16 protein-coding genes and 2 pseudogenes are annotated in these 16,641 nt (G+C 69.4%); 14 read left to right on the top strand and 4 right to left on the bottom strand.

What is annotated here, in order from left to right; all coding sequences use genetic code 11:
- Nucleotides 1-64 precede the first annotated feature (64 nt).
- The 6 genes and pseudogenes from OV079_RS47630 to OV079_RS47605 all read left to right on the top strand — a co-directional run bounded on the left by OV079_RS47630 (nt 65) and on the right by OV079_RS47605 (nt 6,447).
- On the top strand, nt 65-640 hold the full coding sequence (locus tag OV079_RS47630) for a type VI secretion system baseplate subunit TssG (RefSeq protein WP_267776758.1): 576 nt from the start codon (nt 65-67) through the stop codon (nt 638-640).
- A 587-nt stretch (nt 641-1,227) separates the two neighbouring features.
- The gene (locus OV079_RS47625) at nt 1,228-1,608 is read left to right on the top strand and encodes a DcrB-related protein (RefSeq protein WP_267778812.1); all 381 of its coding nucleotides are present in this window, start codon (nt 1,228-1,230) and stop codon (nt 1,606-1,608) included.
- A 241-nt stretch (nt 1,609-1,849) separates the two neighbouring features.
- Nucleotides 1,850-2,464, top strand: a complete 615-nt coding sequence (locus tag OV079_RS59810; protein WP_420829461.1) for a PAAR domain-containing protein — start codon at nt 1,850-1,852, stop codon at nt 2,462-2,464.
- Nucleotides 2,461-3,984, top strand: a pseudogene (locus OV079_RS60700) (DUF6531 domain-containing protein); the annotation flags it as partial. The gene OV079_RS59810 and the pseudogene OV079_RS60700, both read left to right, overlap by 4 nt.
- Nucleotides 3,985-4,211: 227 nt before the next feature.
- Complete coding sequence (locus tag OV079_RS47610; RefSeq protein ID WP_420829460.1) at nt 4,212-5,993, top strand: RHS repeat domain-containing protein; 1,782 nt, start codon at nt 4,212-4,214, stop codon at nt 5,991-5,993.
- Between the two features lie 22 nt (nt 5,994-6,015).
- A complete protein-coding gene (locus tag OV079_RS47605) occupies nt 6,016-6,447 on the top strand; it encodes a hypothetical protein (protein ID WP_267776755.1) in 432 nt (143 codons plus the stop codon).
- A gap of 275 nt (nt 6,448-6,722) precedes the next feature.
- On the opposite strand, the pseudogene OV079_RS47600 reads toward OV079_RS47605, so the two are convergent.
- Nucleotides 6,723-8,356: pseudogene (locus tag OV079_RS47600) on the bottom strand (type VI secretion system Vgr family protein); the annotation flags it as partial.
- A gap of 281 nt (nt 8,357-8,637) precedes the next feature.
- Here OV079_RS47600 and OV079_RS47595 point away from each other — a divergent pair.
- Together OV079_RS47595 and OV079_RS47590 are read left to right on the top strand one after the other, a co-directional pair.
- Nucleotides 8,638-8,904, top strand: a complete 267-nt coding sequence (locus OV079_RS47595) for an FHA domain-containing protein (protein WP_267776753.1) — start codon at nt 8,638-8,640, stop codon at nt 8,902-8,904.
- The gene (locus OV079_RS47590) at nt 8,883-9,920 is read left to right on the top strand and encodes a type VI secretion system-associated FHA domain protein (protein WP_267776750.1); all 1,038 of its coding nucleotides are present in this window, start codon (nt 8,883-8,885) and stop codon (nt 9,918-9,920) included. The genes OV079_RS47595 and OV079_RS47590 overlap by 22 nt, the downstream gene beginning before the upstream one ends.
- 159 nt (nt 9,921-10,079) lie before the next feature.
- Here the strand turns inward: OV079_RS47590 and OV079_RS47585 are convergent, their stop codons facing one another.
- Nucleotides 10,080-10,217, bottom strand: a complete 138-nt coding sequence (locus OV079_RS47585; RefSeq protein WP_267776748.1) for a hypothetical protein — start codon at nt 10,215-10,217, stop codon at nt 10,080-10,082.
- Nucleotides 10,218-10,367: 150 nt separating this feature from the next.
- Between OV079_RS47585 and OV079_RS47580 the strand changes: the two genes are divergently transcribed.
- Nucleotides 10,368-10,829 carry a hypothetical protein gene (locus OV079_RS47580; protein WP_267776746.1) on the top strand — a complete coding sequence of 154 codons (462 nt, stop codon included), beginning with the start codon at nt 10,368-10,370 and terminating at the stop codon, nt 10,827-10,829.
- Between the two features lie 28 nt (nt 10,830-10,857).
- On the opposite strand, the gene OV079_RS47575 is transcribed toward OV079_RS47580, so the two are convergent.
- Nucleotides 10,858-11,463, bottom strand: coding sequence for a hypothetical protein (locus OV079_RS47575; RefSeq protein WP_267776743.1), 606 nt, complete (start codon nt 11,461-11,463; stop codon nt 10,858-10,860).
- Nucleotides 11,464-11,616: 153 nt separating this feature from the next.
- Here OV079_RS47575 and OV079_RS47570 point away from each other — a divergent pair, with 153 nt between their 5' ends.
- The 5 genes from OV079_RS47570 to OV079_RS47550 all read left to right on the top strand — a co-directional run bounded on the left by OV079_RS47570 (nt 11,617) and on the right by OV079_RS47550 (nt 16,276).
- Entirely contained in the window at nt 11,617-13,065 is a 1,449-nt protein-coding gene (locus tag OV079_RS47570) for an FHA domain-containing protein (protein WP_267776741.1), read from the top strand.
- Nucleotides 13,066-13,190: 125 nt separating this feature from the next.
- Nucleotides 13,191-13,415, top strand: a complete 225-nt coding sequence (locus OV079_RS47565) for a hypothetical protein (RefSeq protein ID WP_267776738.1) — start codon at nt 13,191-13,193, stop codon at nt 13,413-13,415.
- Nucleotides 13,412-14,179: a type VI secretion system lipoprotein TssJ gene (tssJ, locus tag OV079_RS47560; RefSeq protein ID WP_267776737.1), complete on the top strand. Its 768-nt coding sequence runs from the start codon at nt 13,412-13,414 to the stop codon at nt 14,177-14,179. Before OV079_RS47565 ends, tssJ begins: the two co-directional genes overlap by 4 nt.
- Nucleotides 14,176-15,549, top strand: coding sequence for a type VI secretion system baseplate subunit TssK (tssK, locus tag OV079_RS47555; protein WP_267776736.1), 1,374 nt, complete (start codon nt 14,176-14,178; stop codon nt 15,547-15,549). The genes tssJ and tssK overlap by 4 nt, the downstream gene beginning before the upstream one ends.
- Nucleotides 15,434-16,276: a DotU family type IV/VI secretion system protein gene (locus OV079_RS47550; protein WP_267778810.1), complete on the top strand. Its 843-nt coding sequence runs from the start codon at nt 15,434-15,436 to the stop codon at nt 16,274-16,276. Before tssK ends, OV079_RS47550 begins: the two co-directional genes overlap by 116 nt.
- Before the next feature lie 87 nt (nt 16,277-16,363).
- On the opposite strand, the gene OV079_RS47545 is transcribed toward OV079_RS47550, so the two are convergent.
- Complete coding sequence (locus OV079_RS47545; RefSeq protein WP_267776735.1) at nt 16,364-16,639, bottom strand: hypothetical protein; 276 nt, start codon at nt 16,637-16,639, stop codon at nt 16,364-16,366.
- Nucleotides 16,640-16,641: the final 2 nt, after the last annotated feature.

The following is a 16,641-nucleotide window of genomic DNA, read 5'->3' as shown; positions in this document are numbered from 1 at the left end:
CACCTCGTGCGCGGCCTGGGGCCGTCGATCTCGCACGCACCCTGCGAGCCGACGGTCGTGACATTTGGTCCCGGCGCCTGCTCGCCTTCCTCGGCCACGATCTCGCCGAGGGCGCCGCGATCCCCCCGCCCTCGCCCTCCGCGTCGCCCCCGTCCTCGCCTCCGGCGTGCGCTCGCCGGCCATGCTCGCAGCGGCCCTGCGGATCGTCCTCGCCGACCAGCTCGGCCGCGCCCGCGTCCGCGTCGACGCCTTCACCGGCACCTGGATGCCGATCGATCAAGCCCAGTGGACCCGCCTGGGCCAGCCCACCGCGCGCCTCGGCGACACCGCGATCGCCGGCACCGAGGTCTTCTATCCGGCCGGCGCCGCTCAGATCTCCATCGGCCCGCTCCTCGGCGACCACTACCAAATCTTCACTCCCGACCACCTCGGCCATGACCGGATCCGCGAACTCACCGACAGCTTCGCCCCGGACCCCCTGCGCTACGACCTCGTTCTAGAGATCGAAGACATGGCCTACCCGCCCGGCCTGCTCGGCCAGCGCTACCTCGGCAAGGACCTGTGGCTCGCGCGCAGCGACACAGCCGGCGTCTCGACGCGCATGCAGGTACCTCTCGCAACGAGAGATCGATCCCCATGAGCGAATGATTCAACTCCCGGATCAACAGCCGGATCATGGTATGAGCAACTCTCGTTCCTCCGAAGCATCGCTCTATTACTTCATCACCTTTCGACTCCTCACCGGCTCCGCCAGCGAAACCTCCATTCGCATGACGGCGCTGTCTGGAGGTCGCGGCGGAAGCACGACCCCCGGCGCAGTCGACGACGCCGTGGTCAACAACGTGTGGGAGACCAACCGAAAACGGATCACGCAAATGGCATCCACGGCGGGCCCATACCGATCCACAAGTACCGGATCCTCCCGCCCCATAATCACCCTCGCCTGGGCCTCTCGGCGCAGCTGACCCCCATGGCCACCGATTGGACCCTCGGCATGTTCAATCGCGACGCCTTCTTCATCCACGGCCGCGGTCGACACGGCAGCGACGGCTGCATCGTCCCTATCGACCGCGAAGACTTTCGCATCCTCATGGCGGCGCTCGGACCTCGCGCGGCGGTGTCCTGCGCGTGCTCCCATGAGCTTCCCGTCTCACTCACCGCGACTCCGGACCCCACGACAGCCATGAATTACCGCTTCCACGAAGGCGCCCTCACGATCCCCGACTCCTGGCGCGACGAGTCGATGAACATTTTAAAGCCTCGGAGGCCGAGGCCTACAACCTCGTCATCAGCCGCGAGCGGATCCCCCGCTCGCTGGACCGCGAGGCGCACGTCGCGACCCAGCGGCGGGTCATCGAGGAGAACCTGATGGGCTTCCGCGAGCACGAGCGCACCACCATCGACCTCGACGGCGCGGCGTGCGTGTGGATGGAGTACTCGTGGCAATCGCCCGAAGGGGCGATGAACCAGGTCAACGTGATGCGCGTCGTCGACGACATCCTCGTCAGCTTCACCTTCACCTGCGCCCGCGCCTTCACCGACGCGCAGCGCGGCGCGTTCCGCAAGGTCCTGGAGAGCTACAAGCTATCCCCGCCGCAAGGCGATTAATCGGAGAATCAGGCCATGAGCGGAATTAGCTGTATCGGCAAGACACTGGTCACCGGCCTGGCGGTGGATTACGCCGTCGGCCAGTCGTTCGGGATCGTCGCCAGCCTCTTCACCGGCGCCCAGGAGGCAGCCCCGCCCCCGCCGGCCGAGGCCAAACCTGCCTGCACCATATCGCATCAGATCAAGCACCGGAGCTTCTGGGCCGCGCTGGCCGGCGCCGTCGTCGGGGCCATCGTCTCATATGCGGTCTATGCCGCCGCCACCGCGCTGGCGGGCCTCCTCATCGTCGGCACCGGTGGTTTGGCGGCGGTGGCCATCGCCGCCGTGGGCGTGGGCGCGGTCCTGGCGACCAGCAAGTATATCGGCCAGCTCGTCGGGCGTCACCAACTGGATCGACGGGATGCTGCCGGCCGAGGATGGTCCGGTCCTGCTCGGCGCTCCGAACGTCCTGATCCGCGGTCTGCCTGCCGCGCGCGCGGGCCTCGACCTCGTCGCCTGCGTCAAGCACAGCACGCCTCCGCTCGTCGCCGAGGGCTCCGAGACCGTCACGATCAACGGCATGCCGGCCTCGCGCTTCGACGACCGGGTGGCGTGCGGCGCCACCCTCAAGCAGGGCGTGGAGACGGTGCTCATCGGCGGTCCTCCCGTCGCGATGGTCGAGATCGCCAACGAGTTCAGCCTGCTCGAGCGAGGGCTGCTGATCGCCGCCGAATTCCTGATACCGCCGACGAAAGGCATGTTCCAGGGCCTCCGCAAGCTGCCGGAGCTGCTCGGGAAGGGCAAGAACGCGATCAAGAACGCCTTCATCGGCGCCAAGAACATGATCCTCGCCGGGGTCAAGAAGGGCCCCAGCTGATCAGCAAGGCCCGCAACGCGATCAGCAGCGGCCTGTCCAAGCTCAAGGGCGCCCTCAAGAACGTCTTCGGCGGCTCCTGCAACAATTGCAAGCCCGACTCGCGCAAGGCCAGCGACACCCCCGGCACCCACCAGAAGAATCCCAGGTGCGAGGGCGGATGCCCCGTCGACACCTCGACCGGCGCGGTCGTCGAGACTCGCCTCGACTTCGAGCTCGGCCACACGCTGCGGCTCCGGTGCCTGCGCGTCTACGACGGTCAGCGAGAGTTCAGCGGCCTGCTCGGCCGCGGCTGGATGAGCAGCTTCGACGAGCACCTCCGCCTGAGCTTCGGCGGCGACCGGGTCGAGTTCCGCTGCGTGAGCGGCGAGGTCGTCCCCTTCGACATTGCCGTCGACACCGACCGGGTGTTCAACCGCCGCTTCCCCCACTTTACGCTGACGCGCGAACCCGGCGGTTTCGCCGTCCACGACCTCCGCGACGAGCGCACGCGGCACTTCGAGGTCGCCGGCGACCACGGCCGCCTGACGCGTCTCGACGACGCCCACGGCAACCACGTCGAGCTCGTATACAGCGGCGCCGAGCTGATCGGCCTGCGCCACTCCGACGGCCCCGCGGTGGCTTTGTCCCGCGCCCGCGACGACGACGCGCGGCGCCTCGTCCTCAGCTTCGAGCGCACCGACCTCGCAGGCCCCGACCTCCTGGTGCGATACGTCCTTGAGCGCGGCGTGCTCGTCGAAGCCGACAGCACCACCGGCTACCACCTGTATTACCGCTACGACGAGGCCGGCCGCATGGTCCGCTGGTCCGACACCAGCAAGACCTGGGCGACCTACGAATACGACGATCGCGGCCGCTGCGTCCGCTCGCGAACTGCCGAGGGCCTCTACAGCATCGACCTCGAGTACGACGAGGGCCAGCGGGTCACCCACCTGCGCGACGGCAAGGGCCACGTCACGTCCTACCATTTCAACGAGCGCAAGCAGCTCGTCCGGCTCGTCGACCCACTCGGGCGCGCCGAGGTGTTCGAGTACGACCGCTACGAGCAGCTCGTCGCCCACACCGATCCTTCGGGCCACGCCGAGCGGTATCGACGCGACCCATCCTCCGGTCTGCTGATCCGCCGCACCGACCGCGAGGGCCGGGCGACCGAGCTGTTCTACGACGACGCCCTGCGGGTCATCGGCGTGCTCGACCCGCTCGAGCAGCCCTGGAAGTACGACCGCAGCCCGACCGGCGAGCTCGTCGCCATCCACGCCCCGGACGGCAGCACCCATCGCTATCGCTACGACGCCCGGGGCCAGCTCACTCGCATCACTCGCACCGGCGGCGCCGAGCGTCGCCTCGAATACGACGAGCACGGCCGCCTCGTGATGGAGACCGACTGGCTCGGTCACCCGCACCGTTACACCTACGACGCGCTCGACCGCCTCGTTCAGGCGCGCGACCCGCTGGAACACGCCGAGACCCTCTTCTACGACCCACGGGACCGCCTGGCCGCGCTCCGGCACGCCGACGGCCACCAGCGCCGCTTCGTCTACGACAGCGAGCACAACCTCACCGAGGTCATCGACGAGAACGGTCACACGGAGCGCGTCGAGTACGGCGCCTTCGACCTCCAGCGCTCGCTCGAGGACGGCGAGGGCCGGCGCTACCAGTTCGACTACGACCCCGACCACATCCTCCTCACCCGCGTGCGCGCCCCGACGGCCGCGAGTACCACCTCGAGCGCGACGCCGCCGGTCAGGTCGTGCGCGAGGTCGACTACCACGGCAGCGCCACGCGCTACAGCCACGACGCCGCCGGCAACCTCAGCGAGCGCGTCAACGCTGTCGGTCAGGTCGTGCGCTACGCCCACGACCGCAACGGCGAGGTCATCCGCATCGACGCCGACGGCGAGTCCACCGTGTTCGAGCGCGACGCCCTCGGCCGCCTGGTCCGCGCCGAGAACCCCGCCAGCAAGCTCACCTGGGAGTACGACGCGGTCGGCCGCGTCGTCCGCAGCACCCAGAACGGCGACATCATCGACTACGCCTACGACGCCGGCGGCAACTGCACGCAGCGGACCCTCCGCCCCGGCCTCTGGCAGGCCGTCCCGCACACCACCCGCTACGTGCACGACGCGCAGGGTCAGCTCACCGCCCTCGAGCTCGCCCGGGATCGCCTCGAAATCGAACGCGACCCCCTGGGCCGCCCGACCCGCCAGGCCAGCGTCTCCGGCTACCGCCTCGAACAGAGCTTCGACGCGCGTGGCGCCCTCACCGAGCAGCGATCCACCGAGGTCCGTCGCCGCTATACTTACGATGGTGCCGGCAACCTCCACACCGTCCAGGACGCTCGTTGGGGCCTCACCGAGTACCGCCACGATCGCAGTGACCGGATCCTCGTCGCCCAGCGGCAGCGCTCCGGCCACGAGTCGTTCCGCTACGACGCGGTCGGCCTGGTCGCCCACGCGCGCCGGGTCGCACCCGAGGGCGAGCGCGACCTCGCCTACCTGCACGATACGGCCGGCCGCCTGCATCGCGTCGGCGACACCGAGCACACGTACGACGAGGCCGGCCGCCTGGTCCGCAAGACCGTCCGCCGCAACGGCTTCCGCCCGCAGTCCTGGGCTTACCGCTGGGACAGCCTCGATCGCCTCGCCGAGGTGCGCACCCCGGAGGGGCAGATCTGGCGCTACAGCTACGATCCGCTCGGTCGCCGGGTCCGCAAGTACAACCCCGCCACCCGCGAGAGTGTGCACTTCACGTGGGACGGCGACGTCCTCCTCCGCGAAGTCTTCCTCAAGCCTCGCGGCGCGCAGCACGACCAGCAGGTCGTCCGAATCGTCCACTGGCAACACGAGCCCGGCACCTTCGTCCCGCTCGCCCGCCTGGAGGACGGCCAGCTCTCGTACGTGGTCACCGACCACCTCGGCACCCCGAAAGAGCTCGTCACCCCGACCGGCGAGGTCGTCTGGCGCGCGCACCACGCCGTCTGGGGCGCCGTCCTCGCCACCGACGATGCTTCAAAGTGCCCGATCCGCTTCCAGGGCCAGTACGAGGACCCGGAGACCGGCCTTTATTACAATCGCTTCCGCTACTACGACCCAGCTACCAGCCTCTACCTCAGCCCCGATCCCATCGGCCTTCTCGGGGGCCTCCAGCCCGATGCCTACGTCCACAATCCGAACGGATGGCTCGACCCACTCGGACTTCATCTCAATTCAAACAACGCCACCGGTAATTTCGGAATATATGAGATCCGAATTAATGGAATATTACACAAATATGGAAAAGCGGATTTAAACCGCATTACACAGTCCACCGGTCTTCCGACACGCCTACACCAACAAGTACGAAAATTTGGGATAATTCACGGCATTGAGAACGTCGAAGCCAAAGTTATTATGGAAAAGCTGCCTACGACCAAAGTAGCGAAGGACTTTGAAACCAAGGTACTCCAGGATTATTTTGATAGGACCCAAATAGTTCCCGAAGGAAACAAGCGGAGCTTCAAGCCCATCTTAAAACCCAGCCCCAAATGTGGGTAAAGACAACGACCAAGACCGACCGGTGCGCATCGCTCTAACTCAGATTTCCCCCGAGGCTGGCGTCAGCTTTGGTCTCTCGGGTTCTGTTCTGGAACTCGTCCGGGATCAGTTAAACGCGCTACGCAAAAACATCCCTCATTTCGCAAAAATCTTCGGAGAGGAGGATTACAAAATAGTTTTCATCATAACTGCGACGCGCAAGCTCGACTCCCTCTCAGTCAAAGGTCCAAACATCCTCAAGAGACATAAAAGCGCCGAATTCTCGCTCTGGATCCCTTATAAGAGCCTCGATTTTTCCGATCGAGTAGCTTACATTCTCCCGCAAATTTCGAGTGGAATCATCGAGATTTTCAGAAGGTATAAGGCGGACGAGCACGGTATCGCCTCTGTCGTTCAACAGGCCGTTGAGATCGCTCTCAAGCGCCCAGAAAAGTATGACCAGATCAAGCAATAGGCGAGTCACGGCGGATTCAAGTGAATCACCGCCCCCTTGATTACAATCCCCCCTTCCGCCTCGATCACGATCGACGGCCCGCTCATCGTGATGGTCGCCTGCCCGGTCGTCACCATGTAGTTCTTGTCGCTCATCGTGATGCTCGTCGGCCCGGGCGGCGGCATCTCGCTCATGTTCGGCTCCACGCTCATGATGGGCTCCGCGGCCGGCGGCTGAGAGATCGTCACGCTGTACTCGGCCCCGACCGTCGTCATGTCGCTCGTGCCGACGTTGACCGTGCGGCCGGCCCCGACCGTCACCGTCTCGGACGCAGTGATCGTCGACGACCGGCTCCCGCCCACCGAGATCGACTCGTTCGAACCGATCGACGACGTCCGGTCCGACCCGACGTTCTCCGTCAGATTATTTAGAATTGTCGTGTTCCAGTCCTTCTGCGCGTGGAGGAACACCTCCTCCTCGCCCTTCTTGTCCTCGAACCGAAACTCATTAAAACCCCCACCGCCGATCGAGCTGTCCGACTTCAGCGTCGTCTTCGTCTTCTCTTTCGGCAGCGGGTACGGCAGCGCGTTCATCCCGTGGTAGATGCGCCCGGTCACGATCGGCCGGTCCGGGTCGCCCTCGATGAAGTCGACCAGCACCTCGTGCCCGATGCGCGGAATGAACATCGAGCCCCAGCCGTTCCCTGCCCATAGCTGGGCCACGCGGACCCAGCACGTGCTCGACTCGTCGTGTCCGCCCTCGCGGTCCCAGTGGAACTGCACGCGCACGCGCCCGTGCTCGTCGACATGCACGTCCTCGCCCTTCGGCCCCACCACCGTCGCCGTCTGCAGCCCGCGCATCACCGGCCGCGGCGTCACGCGGGCCGGCCGATACGGCACCTTGAGCTCCGTCACCGTGAACGTGTTGTGATACGAGCTCTCGCCCGACGCGTCCTGGTCGAGCACCTGCGGCTGGCTGCCCGCGTGGCTCACCTGCATCACGCGGTACTGCGTGTTCAGCTCCGGCCGCGAGTGCCCCACCAGCTGCATCATGAACCCCGGCGTCAGCCGAGGGCAGTCGCTGTCCCCGCTGCCGAGCTTGCGCAGCGCTTGCAGCGCCTCGAGCCGGATCTTCGCCATCCGCTGCCCCTGATGCGGCTCCCCGCGACCCGGGTCCTGGTATTCCCCCGGAAGTCGTACACCTCGAGGTCCGCGTCGGCCTTCGCCGCCTCGCTGACCTCCATCTTCTGATCGGGCTTGTGAAGGTTCACGTCGCGCAGCGACACCTTGCCCGGGCGCACGCGGCCGCCGAACCGGAAGCTGCGCACGTGCTCGCGGTCTTGCACGAAGCTGCCCATCGGCGGGTTGAACCACACCGCCGGGTTACCGACGATCGGCGTGTGGGCCTTCGCGTGGTCGGCCATCACCCACACGTGCGCGTCCTCCTCGTGCTCGAAGAAGTAGAAGATCCCGTCCTCTTCCAATAGACGGGTCACGAACGCCAGGTCGGTCTCCCGGTACTGTACGCAATAGTTGCGCGGGGCGTACGATTCGACCAGCGAGAAGCGAAACCACTTCTTGTCGAGGCCCGCCGTCGTCAGCACCTCGGTGACGATCTGCTCGGTCGTCTTGTCCTGGAACAGCCGGCAGCTGCTGCGGTGAAGCAGACGGTGCGCCCACGGAACGATCGTCAGCTCGTAGAGCTGCAGGTGACGCGTCTCGCCGACGTACTCGGCCTCCGACACCAGCCCGTGGACCAGGCGGGGCGCCTCGGCGCCCTTGATGGTCAGCGTCGCCGGCTGCCCGACGAGCGTCTCCGGATCGAGCTCGGGCCCGGCGACCTCGGCGCGGAACTCGAACAGGCTCGACACGGCCTCGTGCCCGAGAAGCGCGCCACCCGCAACGGGAGCCCGGCGACGCGCAGGCTGAATACCGGGTCGCTGGACAGCAACGCCGAGAGGGGACCCGAGATCATGTCAATTACCGACATCGAATCAGTCGAGGAACCAAACCACGCCGCCAGCCCCTCGTCAAGAAGGAACGCCCGAATCGCCGATGTCACCGCATTCGTCATGAATGCTGTTTACTTCACAGACTTCACGCCCATCCCACGTCACCGTTTACTCTGTAATCCACCTCGCAAAAGATTCTTAATCCCTCGCCTCCCGGCTTTGGTACGATACGGCTCTGAGGCCTGTATCCCTCAGTATCTATGGGTGTTCTATCGTTCACCGTGGTCGACCATCAGACGCGCAACGTCGTCTTCAACCGGCGATTCGACCGATTTCCCGTGCGGATCGGCCGCCACGAGGACAACGACGTTCGGCTCGACTATCCCTTCGTATCGCGCTGGCACGCCGAGGTCCGGCAGGACCCGGCGGGCGGCTATTTCTCCACGCGCTCGCCCTCCACAACGGCTTCACCGTCGCCGCCGCGCGGCTGGATGCCGGGGCCGCGATGCCGATCGCCGGCCGGCTGATCGCCACGCTGAGCACCCTCGAGCTCCAGATCGAAGCGGTCGACACCGCGGCCGGGCGCGCCGCTCCCCCGCCCGTCACTGCCGCGAGCAGGGACGCCGAGCTTCCCGACTTGCCGGCGCTCGCCGTCGAATCCGCCTTCAAGCGCGGCCCCGCCGCGGACGCGCCCGACCTGCCGGAGCTGCCCTCCGACGCTCATCGACACGCCGGCCGGCGGGTCCGCCTGCAGGACACGGTCGCCGCGCTCCGGCCTCTCCACAAGCAATTCGAGGTCGCCCGGCGCGCCTGGGAGGACGCTTGCATGCGCACGCTCCTCGAGTTGCGCGGCGCCTTCGACCACGAGGCCGACGACGTGCGCATCGTCTTCCGCGAGTTCCCGGCCGCCGACCGCCCGAGCATCGCCCGCGACGACGAGGCGCTCGGCGGCCTCGGCGAGCTCGGGGCCGTGGCGCGCGCGGCGACCGAGCTGCTGCCCGGCTTGCAGGTGCCCGCGGGGGAGCCGGAGATCCGCCGCTTCCTCGCGCGCGTGGTCGACGTGCTGCGGGTGTTCGCCGCTTGCACCCTCGAGCTCCACCGCGTCCGGGCGCGCCAATCCACCGACCTGGGCGTGCGCTGGGAGGCGCTCCCCGATCCGCTCGCGGGGCTCGACACCCGCGAGGAGTGGCTGCGCTACCTGCTCGACTGGCGCGACGCCGGCGAGGCGCGCAGCGAGCTGGTGCGCAGCTTCGCCGGCCTGGTCGATCACCTGCAATGTTATGCGCAGGCCGCCCTGAGCGGCGCGCGCGAGGTCGTCTTCACCCTCTCCCCCAGCGAGATGGAGCGCACCGTGTCCGCCTCCTGGCCCACGCGCACCGCGGCGCTGTGGCGGCATTACGAGGCATGCTTCGCCTCGCTGTGCGGTGACACCTACGATCACCTCACCCCGGGCTTTCGCACCGCGTTCGCGCGCGCCTACACGCGAGCGCTGGCCCGCGTCGGCATCCCGTTCCACGCGGGCGAGCCGGAGGACCGACCATGAGGCAATGTTGGATGTTTGTCCTCGGGCTCGTCGCGTGCAAGCCGGCGACCGGCCCGCTGCCGGTGTGCCCTCGACCGAGGTCGGCTCCGGCCGCGCCGACGAGGCCGACACGCGGATGTTGCCGTTCGCCACCTGGTTCTCGCTGCTGGTGCCCAACATTCAGCGGCCGCAGCTCGTCGCGGCCGACGACGCCCGCGAGTGCAGCGGCAAGCAGATCGCCGTCGTCTGGCCCGACGCCGCCGCGGCCGAGCGCGACCCGCGGTCGCGCGCCGAGCCCTTGCCGGCACGCCCGCTCACCGAGGCCGACCTGTCCTTCGGGGAAGGTCCCGACGGCGCGCTGCTCGTCTGGGGTCGCGTCGCGTTCTACGCCGACGGGACCGCCCGGGGTCCGGTCGCCCTCGTCCGCTGGACCGCGCGGGGCATCGACATCCGCGGGATCGGCACCCTGTGGGCCCCTATCGCCGCCCGCGCCTGCGCCTGGAGCCCCTCGACGACGGCCAGGTGCTGGTCGCCGACGCCGAGGTCTGTCCGACCCCCGACAAGCCCGGGGCTCGTCCGCGGTGCCGGCGCGAGGTCTATCTGCTGCCCCTCGTCGAGCAGCGGTTCGTCCAGTCGGACCTGCTGGAGGACGGAGAACCGGCCGGTCCGGCGCGGATCGCCACCTACGAAGAATCCGCGGTCCCGCAGAAGGACGGGTGGATCCGCCGCAGCGAGGTCCAGCGCAGCCTGCGATTCAAGGCCACCGGCATCACGATCGCCGAGTCGGTCCGGGTCCGCGACTGCGATCCCGCCGCCGGCGCGAACACCTGCGACGAGCACGAGCTCATGCGTTACGAGCGAGAGCTCGCGTGGGAGGACGGCCGCTTCTCGACCTCGCGCAGCGCGTGGGGAAAGGCGCGAACGCCATGACGGCGCAGCGCCCTCTCTCGCCGATTCGTCACACGCCGGGGGCCTTCTCCCAGGTCGTCCGGGTCGGCCGCCACGAGTCCTTGCGCAGCTGCAGGTCGATGGGCAGCGCCTTGCCCGAGCGCGGCGCCGCCAGGACCTCGTTCGTCTCGGCCAGCGACCGCTGCCGCAGCAGCCGGATCTTGTTGCGCTTCAGGCGGTTGCGCCGGTAGGAGATCGGCGGCTGGAAGCCCTCGAGCTGCGGCACCGACACCAGCGAATAGCGGTGCAGCTCGGTCTGCACGAACCCGTACGCGCACTCCGGCGCCGCGCAATCGGCGTAGAACGTCACCCAGAACCGCGGCATCCCGTTGAGTTCGTCGATGGCGACGATCTTGCCCGACGTCGAGCGCGTGACGAGGCGGCGGTGCCGCTGCTTCTCGCCGCGCTCGATCACCTTGCGGTCCTTGACGTCGCGGGTCACGTCGTCTCCGAGCTGGGGATAGAACGACAGCAGCCGCCGGCTCGGATACACCCGCAGGTCGTTCAAGTCCGGGTCCTCGCGGTGCCAGCGCTCGAACTCCTGCGGGGTGAGGTCGATGCGCCGCGCGCAGCCGAAGCCGGAGGCCATCATCCAACAGCAACAGGCGATCAGCACCGGGCGAAGGCCCGGCGCGCGCCCACGACTCCTCATACGTTCCATGTCCACGCGCGCTGAGTAACGCCGCGGCCATCGCAAGTCAACAGGCTTTAATCATATGTCCGAACGGACAGGTCCATAAGGATTGGTCGCTCAGGCCAGGTCGATGTCATGCACCCTCAAGTCACGATCGTCGTGCTCCACCGCGGGGAGGTCGCCTCCGTGATGCCGTTCTCGCAGCCGCTGATCCGGATCGGCCGCGCGCGCGAGGTCAAGGACGGCGTCAACGACATCGTCCTCAACGCGCCGAGAGTGTCCACCAAGCACGCCCACATCCTGGTCGCCGAGGCCGGCCTCACCGTGGTCGATCATTCGACCAATGGCACGTTCGTCAACGGCGAGCCGATCACGGCCCCGCGGGCGCTCGCGCCGGGGGACCAGATCGAGATCGACGGCTACACGCTGCGGTGGGAGCTCGGCGGGGCCGATGCGCCGCCGCCGGAGGCGCGACGCCCGGCGGTCGCCTCACCGCCGGCCTCGACCCTCGCGCTCGTCCCCGGCGACGACGAGCTGCCGAGCCTCGACACCGCCTCGCCGCCGGACCTACCCGCCCCGCGCCCCGAAGCCTCGCCTGCGGCGCCCCGATTCGTGCCTGCCCCCGGACCGCAGCTCGCGGCGAGCGGCGCCGCCGTGGGCCGCGGTGACGACCTCGCGCTGGCCCACCGCGAACTCGTCCCGCGAGCAGATCCGGTCGACCTCGGGGGCCGCGGAGGCGACCACCCATGGGACCCGCCAGCCGAGCCCGTGAACCGCGGTGACGGCCGTCAAGTCGTCCCCCAGGCCGAGCCGGTAGGCACGGCCGCAGTCCGCGGAGACCGCCTCTCACAGGTCTATGGCCAGCTCGCCGCGCAGTTCGGCGCGACCGCCGGCGATCGCCCGCCGCGATTGAGCGCTGCCGACATTCCTCGCGTCACCGAGCACGCGCGCCAGGCCGTCCAGGGCCTGGCCCTGCCCGCAGGTCTATGGCCCGAGTGGCTGGCCCGCGAGCTGTGCGGCCTCGGCCCGCTCGGGCCGCTGCTCGACGACCCGGCGGTCACGCGGATCGTCGTGCGCGGCGCGGACGGCATCGACGTCCATCGCGGCAACCACCGCGAGGCCTGCACCAGCCGCTTCTCCTGCGCCCAGGCTCTGCTCGCGGCGCTCGAGCGCTGGACCGGCCGCCACCTCGACGATTCGTTCGCCGTCGCGGTGGAGCCGGGCCTCGAGGTCCACGCGTGGGGTCCCGCCATCGCGCTCTCGGGCCCCCTCGTGACGATCTCGCGGACCCGCGCCGCGGCGCCGCTGGGCCTCGAAGATTTGGTCGCCGCGCGCACCCTGCCCGGCGCAGCCGCCGAAATGCTGCGCCTCGCATTGCGCCGCGATCTCAACATCCTCGTCCACGGCGGGCCCGCGGCCGATCCGTCCCGCCTCCTCGCCGGGCTCGCGGGGAGCTGCCCCCCGCGTCCGGCGCGGCCGTCCTGCGCCGGCGAACCACCTGGCCCAAGAGCCATGTCATCATCCTCGACGGCCACGACCCCGCCGCCTGGTCGTGCGCGCGGCGCCTCGTCCCCGACTGGCTGATCGTCGAGGAGCTGGCCGCCGGCGACCTCGCCGAGCTGCTCGCGCTCGCCCGGCACCAGGGCGGCGGCACCCTGGCCAGCACCCGCGCGAGCTCGGGCGACGGCGCGCTGCAGCGCCTGGCCGCCATGCTCGTCGCGTTCCACGGCGCGCTCGATCTGCCGGGCGCGCGCCAGGCCGTCGCCGCCTGCTTCGACGTGCTCGTCGGCGTGCGGCTCGCCGCCGGCGATCGCCTGTATGTCGACACGATCGCCGAGGTCCGCCCGCGCGGCGGCCTCGCCGAGCTGTTCGCGTGGAAGCCCGAGCTCTCGGCCGTCGAACCAACCACCGTCGAGCCGCAGGTGATCCGATGAGACCGCTACTCCTTGTCCCGCTCGCGCTCCTCGCGTGCAAGCCCCGTCACACCTGCAGCGCGCAGGAGGGCCCGCTGCCGATCCAGCTGCTCGCCGCGGCGGGGCCGGACCTGAACCCGTGCGAGGACGGCCGGCCGTGCGCCGCGAACCTGCGGATCTACGAGCTCAAGTCGGGCAACGGCCTCGACGCCCTCGACTTCGCCGTGGTGCTCGAGCGCCACGATCAGGCGTTCGGCGAGGCGCTGGTGAAGTCGTACGAGCGGGAGATTTTCCCCGGCGGCCGCGAGCGCTGGACGCTCGAGCTCGACCCGAGCACCACCCACGTCGTCACCGTCGGCCTGTTCCGCGAGCCGCTCGGCGACGCCTGGTATCAGGTCTTCGCCGTCCCGTCCGGTCATTCCGAGCAGGCCTGCGACGCCGCCGCGCGCGGCAAGCCGATCGGCGATCCGTGCATCTACCTCGCCTTCGACGAGTATGAAATCAACGGCGGTCGCTTCCCGCCGGCCGGCTTCGACGTCCAGGCCTTCGAGACCACCTGCGCGCCGGTGGCCCGCGTGCAGTCGAAGCCGCGAAAGCAGCGCCGCAAGCCCTCGCTGCCGAGCATCCCTTCGGTGCCGACGGTCCCGCAGGTCCCGTCGACGCCGACCGCGCCCAGCGCTCCCGCCCTCCCCTCCGCCCCCTCGGCGCCAGCGCCCCCGCGCGCGCCCGCCAGCCCCTCTCTCCGCAAGCCGCCGCTCTCGCCAGCCTTCAGGAGTACGCCATGACCCTCGCCCATGCCACCCGCCCGCTGTGGAGTGAAGGCATGCTGATGTGTCCGCAGCACATGCAGCAGCAGGACCTCTACCACGAGCAATACGTCGACGCCCGCCTGCAGGCGCTGCACCACGCGCCCTGGGGCGCCGTCGTGATTCAGTTCGACGTCGCCGCGCTCAAGGCCGGCACCCTGCAATTGCTCGGCTTCCGCGGCGTCCTGCCCGACGGCACCCCGCTCACGATCGACGCCGGCAGCTCGCAGCGCCCGCCGAGCCGCCCGATCGCTCCGCACTTCACCGCCCGCACCGAGGCCCTGCGCGTGTATCTGGCGCTCCCGCTGTTGCGCGAGGGCGTCGCCAACTACGCGCTCACCGGCGACGCCAGCGCGGTGCACCGCTACCGCGGCGCCACCCGCCGCGTCTTCGACCTCACCCACGCGCGCAAGGAGCACGACGTGCAGGTCAGCGAACCTGCGCCGGTGTTCCTGTTCGAGGGCGAGCCGCGCAACGACTTCACGGCCCTGCCGATCGCCGAGCTCGTGCGCGACGACGCCGGCGGCTTCCGCCTGTCCGACGATTTCATCCCCCCGAGCCTCGCCCTGCGGGCCGCGCCCGCGCTCACCGACGACCTGCACGACATCATCACCCGCGCCGTCACCAAGCGCCGGGCCCTGGCCGAGGAGCGGCGCGCCCGCGACGGCGCCAAGTTCGACTTCACCCAGCGCGAGCTCGACAAGACCCTCTTCCTCCACGCCCTCGACCTCGCCCTGCCCTGGCTCAAGCACTGCGGCGACACTCCGGCCACGCACCCGCTCGCCGTCTACCAGGCCCTCGTCCAGCTCGGCGGCAGCCTCATGACAGTCGCCGCCGAGGGCGACCCCACCGAGTTCCCCTCCTACCAGATCGACGACCTGCGCGGCACCTTCGTCCCGCTGTTCGCCGAGGTGCGGCGCCTGCTCGGCAAGGAGTTCGACCCGGTGTGCATCGAGCTGCCGCTGCGCGTCAATCAGGGCACCTCGTGGGTCGGCGAGTTCACCGACGAGCGCCTCATTCACTGCACCACCTTCGTCCTCGTCGTCACCGTCGACAGCGACCTCGTCGTCGCCAACAAAGAGATCCCCGAAGTCGCCAAGATCGCGTCATGGCGGCGGATCCGGAAGATCGTCGAGGTCAGCGCCCTGGGCGTCCCGCTGCGCGCCACCTTGCGCCCGCCGCCCGAGATCCCGACCCAGCCGCGGCAGGCCTACTTCCTCCTCGACCTCAACGATCCGCTGTGGCACGAGCTCCTCGCCGAGCGCCGGATCGCCATCTACATCCGTCCGCCCTACGACCCGCAGCGCGCCAGCCTGCGCCTGTTCGGCATCCCCCGCAAGGAGGGCTGACCCGTGTCCGACGCGAGCGCGTGGCTGCGGCGCCAGATCGCCCCGGCCCTGTCCAACATCGTCCTGCTGCAGCGGGCCGCCGAGGCCGGCGGCGTCGACCCGCACCTCCTCCGGCGCGAGATCGACGGGGCGCTCGGCAAGCTCCGGCTCGACGAGCCGGCGCGCGCTCGGCTTCACCGCCGAGCACGTCCTGCGCGCCCGCGTCGCCCTCGTCACCGCCGCCGACGAGTTCTCGCAGCGCCCCGGATCGCACTGCGACTATTCGGCGCCGCCGCCCGCCGGCGAGATGCCGCTGCTGCAGCAGAAGTACTTCAACAACCGCACCGACCTCGGCAACCGCTTCTTCGACGAGCTCAAGGCGATCATCGACAAGCACAGCCCCTCGCCGGTCGAGCACGCGGTGCTCGAGGTGTTCGCGCTGTGCGTCGCGCTCGGCGTGCGCGGCATGTACGAGTCGTACGACCTCGACGGCTACGAGGCGATCCGCGCGCGGCTGTTCGCCAAGCTGCGGCCGACTCTGGCCATTCCCGACGGCCCGCCCGCGATCGCGCCGGCGCCGTGGCCGGCCTCGCCGCGGTCCGGTCGGCTCCTCTTGTGGGTCGCCGGCTTCACCCTGCTGTTCGCCGGCGCCCTGCTCTACACCCACCGCGTCGAGGTCGCCCGCAACGCCGCCGAGCTGCGGCGGCACCTCGACGACCTCCTCGCCCCGGACCCGGCCCAGACATGACGCGCCAATCCTCACGCTCGCCGCGCAGCTCGCCGTCATCACCGGAGTGGTCGTCGGCATCCTCCGCCTGCTCGCGGTCGACGACTATTACTTGAAGCTCGCGGTGGCCATCGGCGCCGGCATCCTCGCCGTCAGCGCCCTCGTCCTCGCGCTCAGCAACTTGCCGCTGCGTCGGCGTACCACGCCCTCCCGGACGACGCCGTCCGTCACCGCCGCGCCGCCGAGCGGGCCCGCCTCCGCGCCCTGCACCGCCGCCTCCGCGGCTTCTTCCGCGACCTGCGCCACGCCCAGCCGTGGCCGCGCGGGTGGTACCGCGAGCGAGGCGGCGCCCCGTGGTGGCTCGTCGTCGGCCCCGAGGGCCACGG

It is taken from the genome of Nannocystis pusilla, assembly GCF_026626665.1.
Taxonomy (GTDB): Bacteria; Myxococcota_A; Polyangia; order Nannocystales; family Nannocystaceae; genus Nannocystis; species Nannocystis pusilla.
This window is presented reverse-complemented; position numbering and strand designations above follow the sequence as displayed.

Coding starts and splice junctions, on each gene's coding strand:
- OV079_RS59810 (WP_420829461.1), top strand. CDS start 1,850: ATGCGGTCTATGCCGCCGCCACCGCGCTGGCGGGCCTCCTCATCGTCG.
- OV079_RS47595 (WP_267776753.1), top strand. CDS start 8,638: ATGGGTGTTCTATCGTTCACCGTGGTCGACCATCAGACGCGCAACGTC.
- OV079_RS47590 (WP_267776750.1), top strand. CDS start 8,883: ATGCCGATCGCCGGCCGGCTGATCGCCACGCTGAGCACCCTCGAGCTC.
- OV079_RS47565 (WP_267776738.1), top strand. CDS start 13,191: ATGCTCGTCGCGTTCCACGGCGCGCTCGATCTGCCGGGCGCGCGCCAG.
- tssJ (WP_267776737.1), top strand. CDS start 13,412: ATGAGACCGCTACTCCTTGTCCCGCTCGCGCTCCTCGCGTGCAAGCCC.
- OV079_RS47570 (WP_267776741.1), top strand. CDS start 11,617: ATGCACCCTCAAGTCACGATCGTCGTGCTCCACCGCGGGGAGGTCGCC.
- tssK (WP_267776736.1), top strand. CDS start 14,176: ATGACCCTCGCCCATGCCACCCGCCCGCTGTGGAGTGAAGGCATGCTG.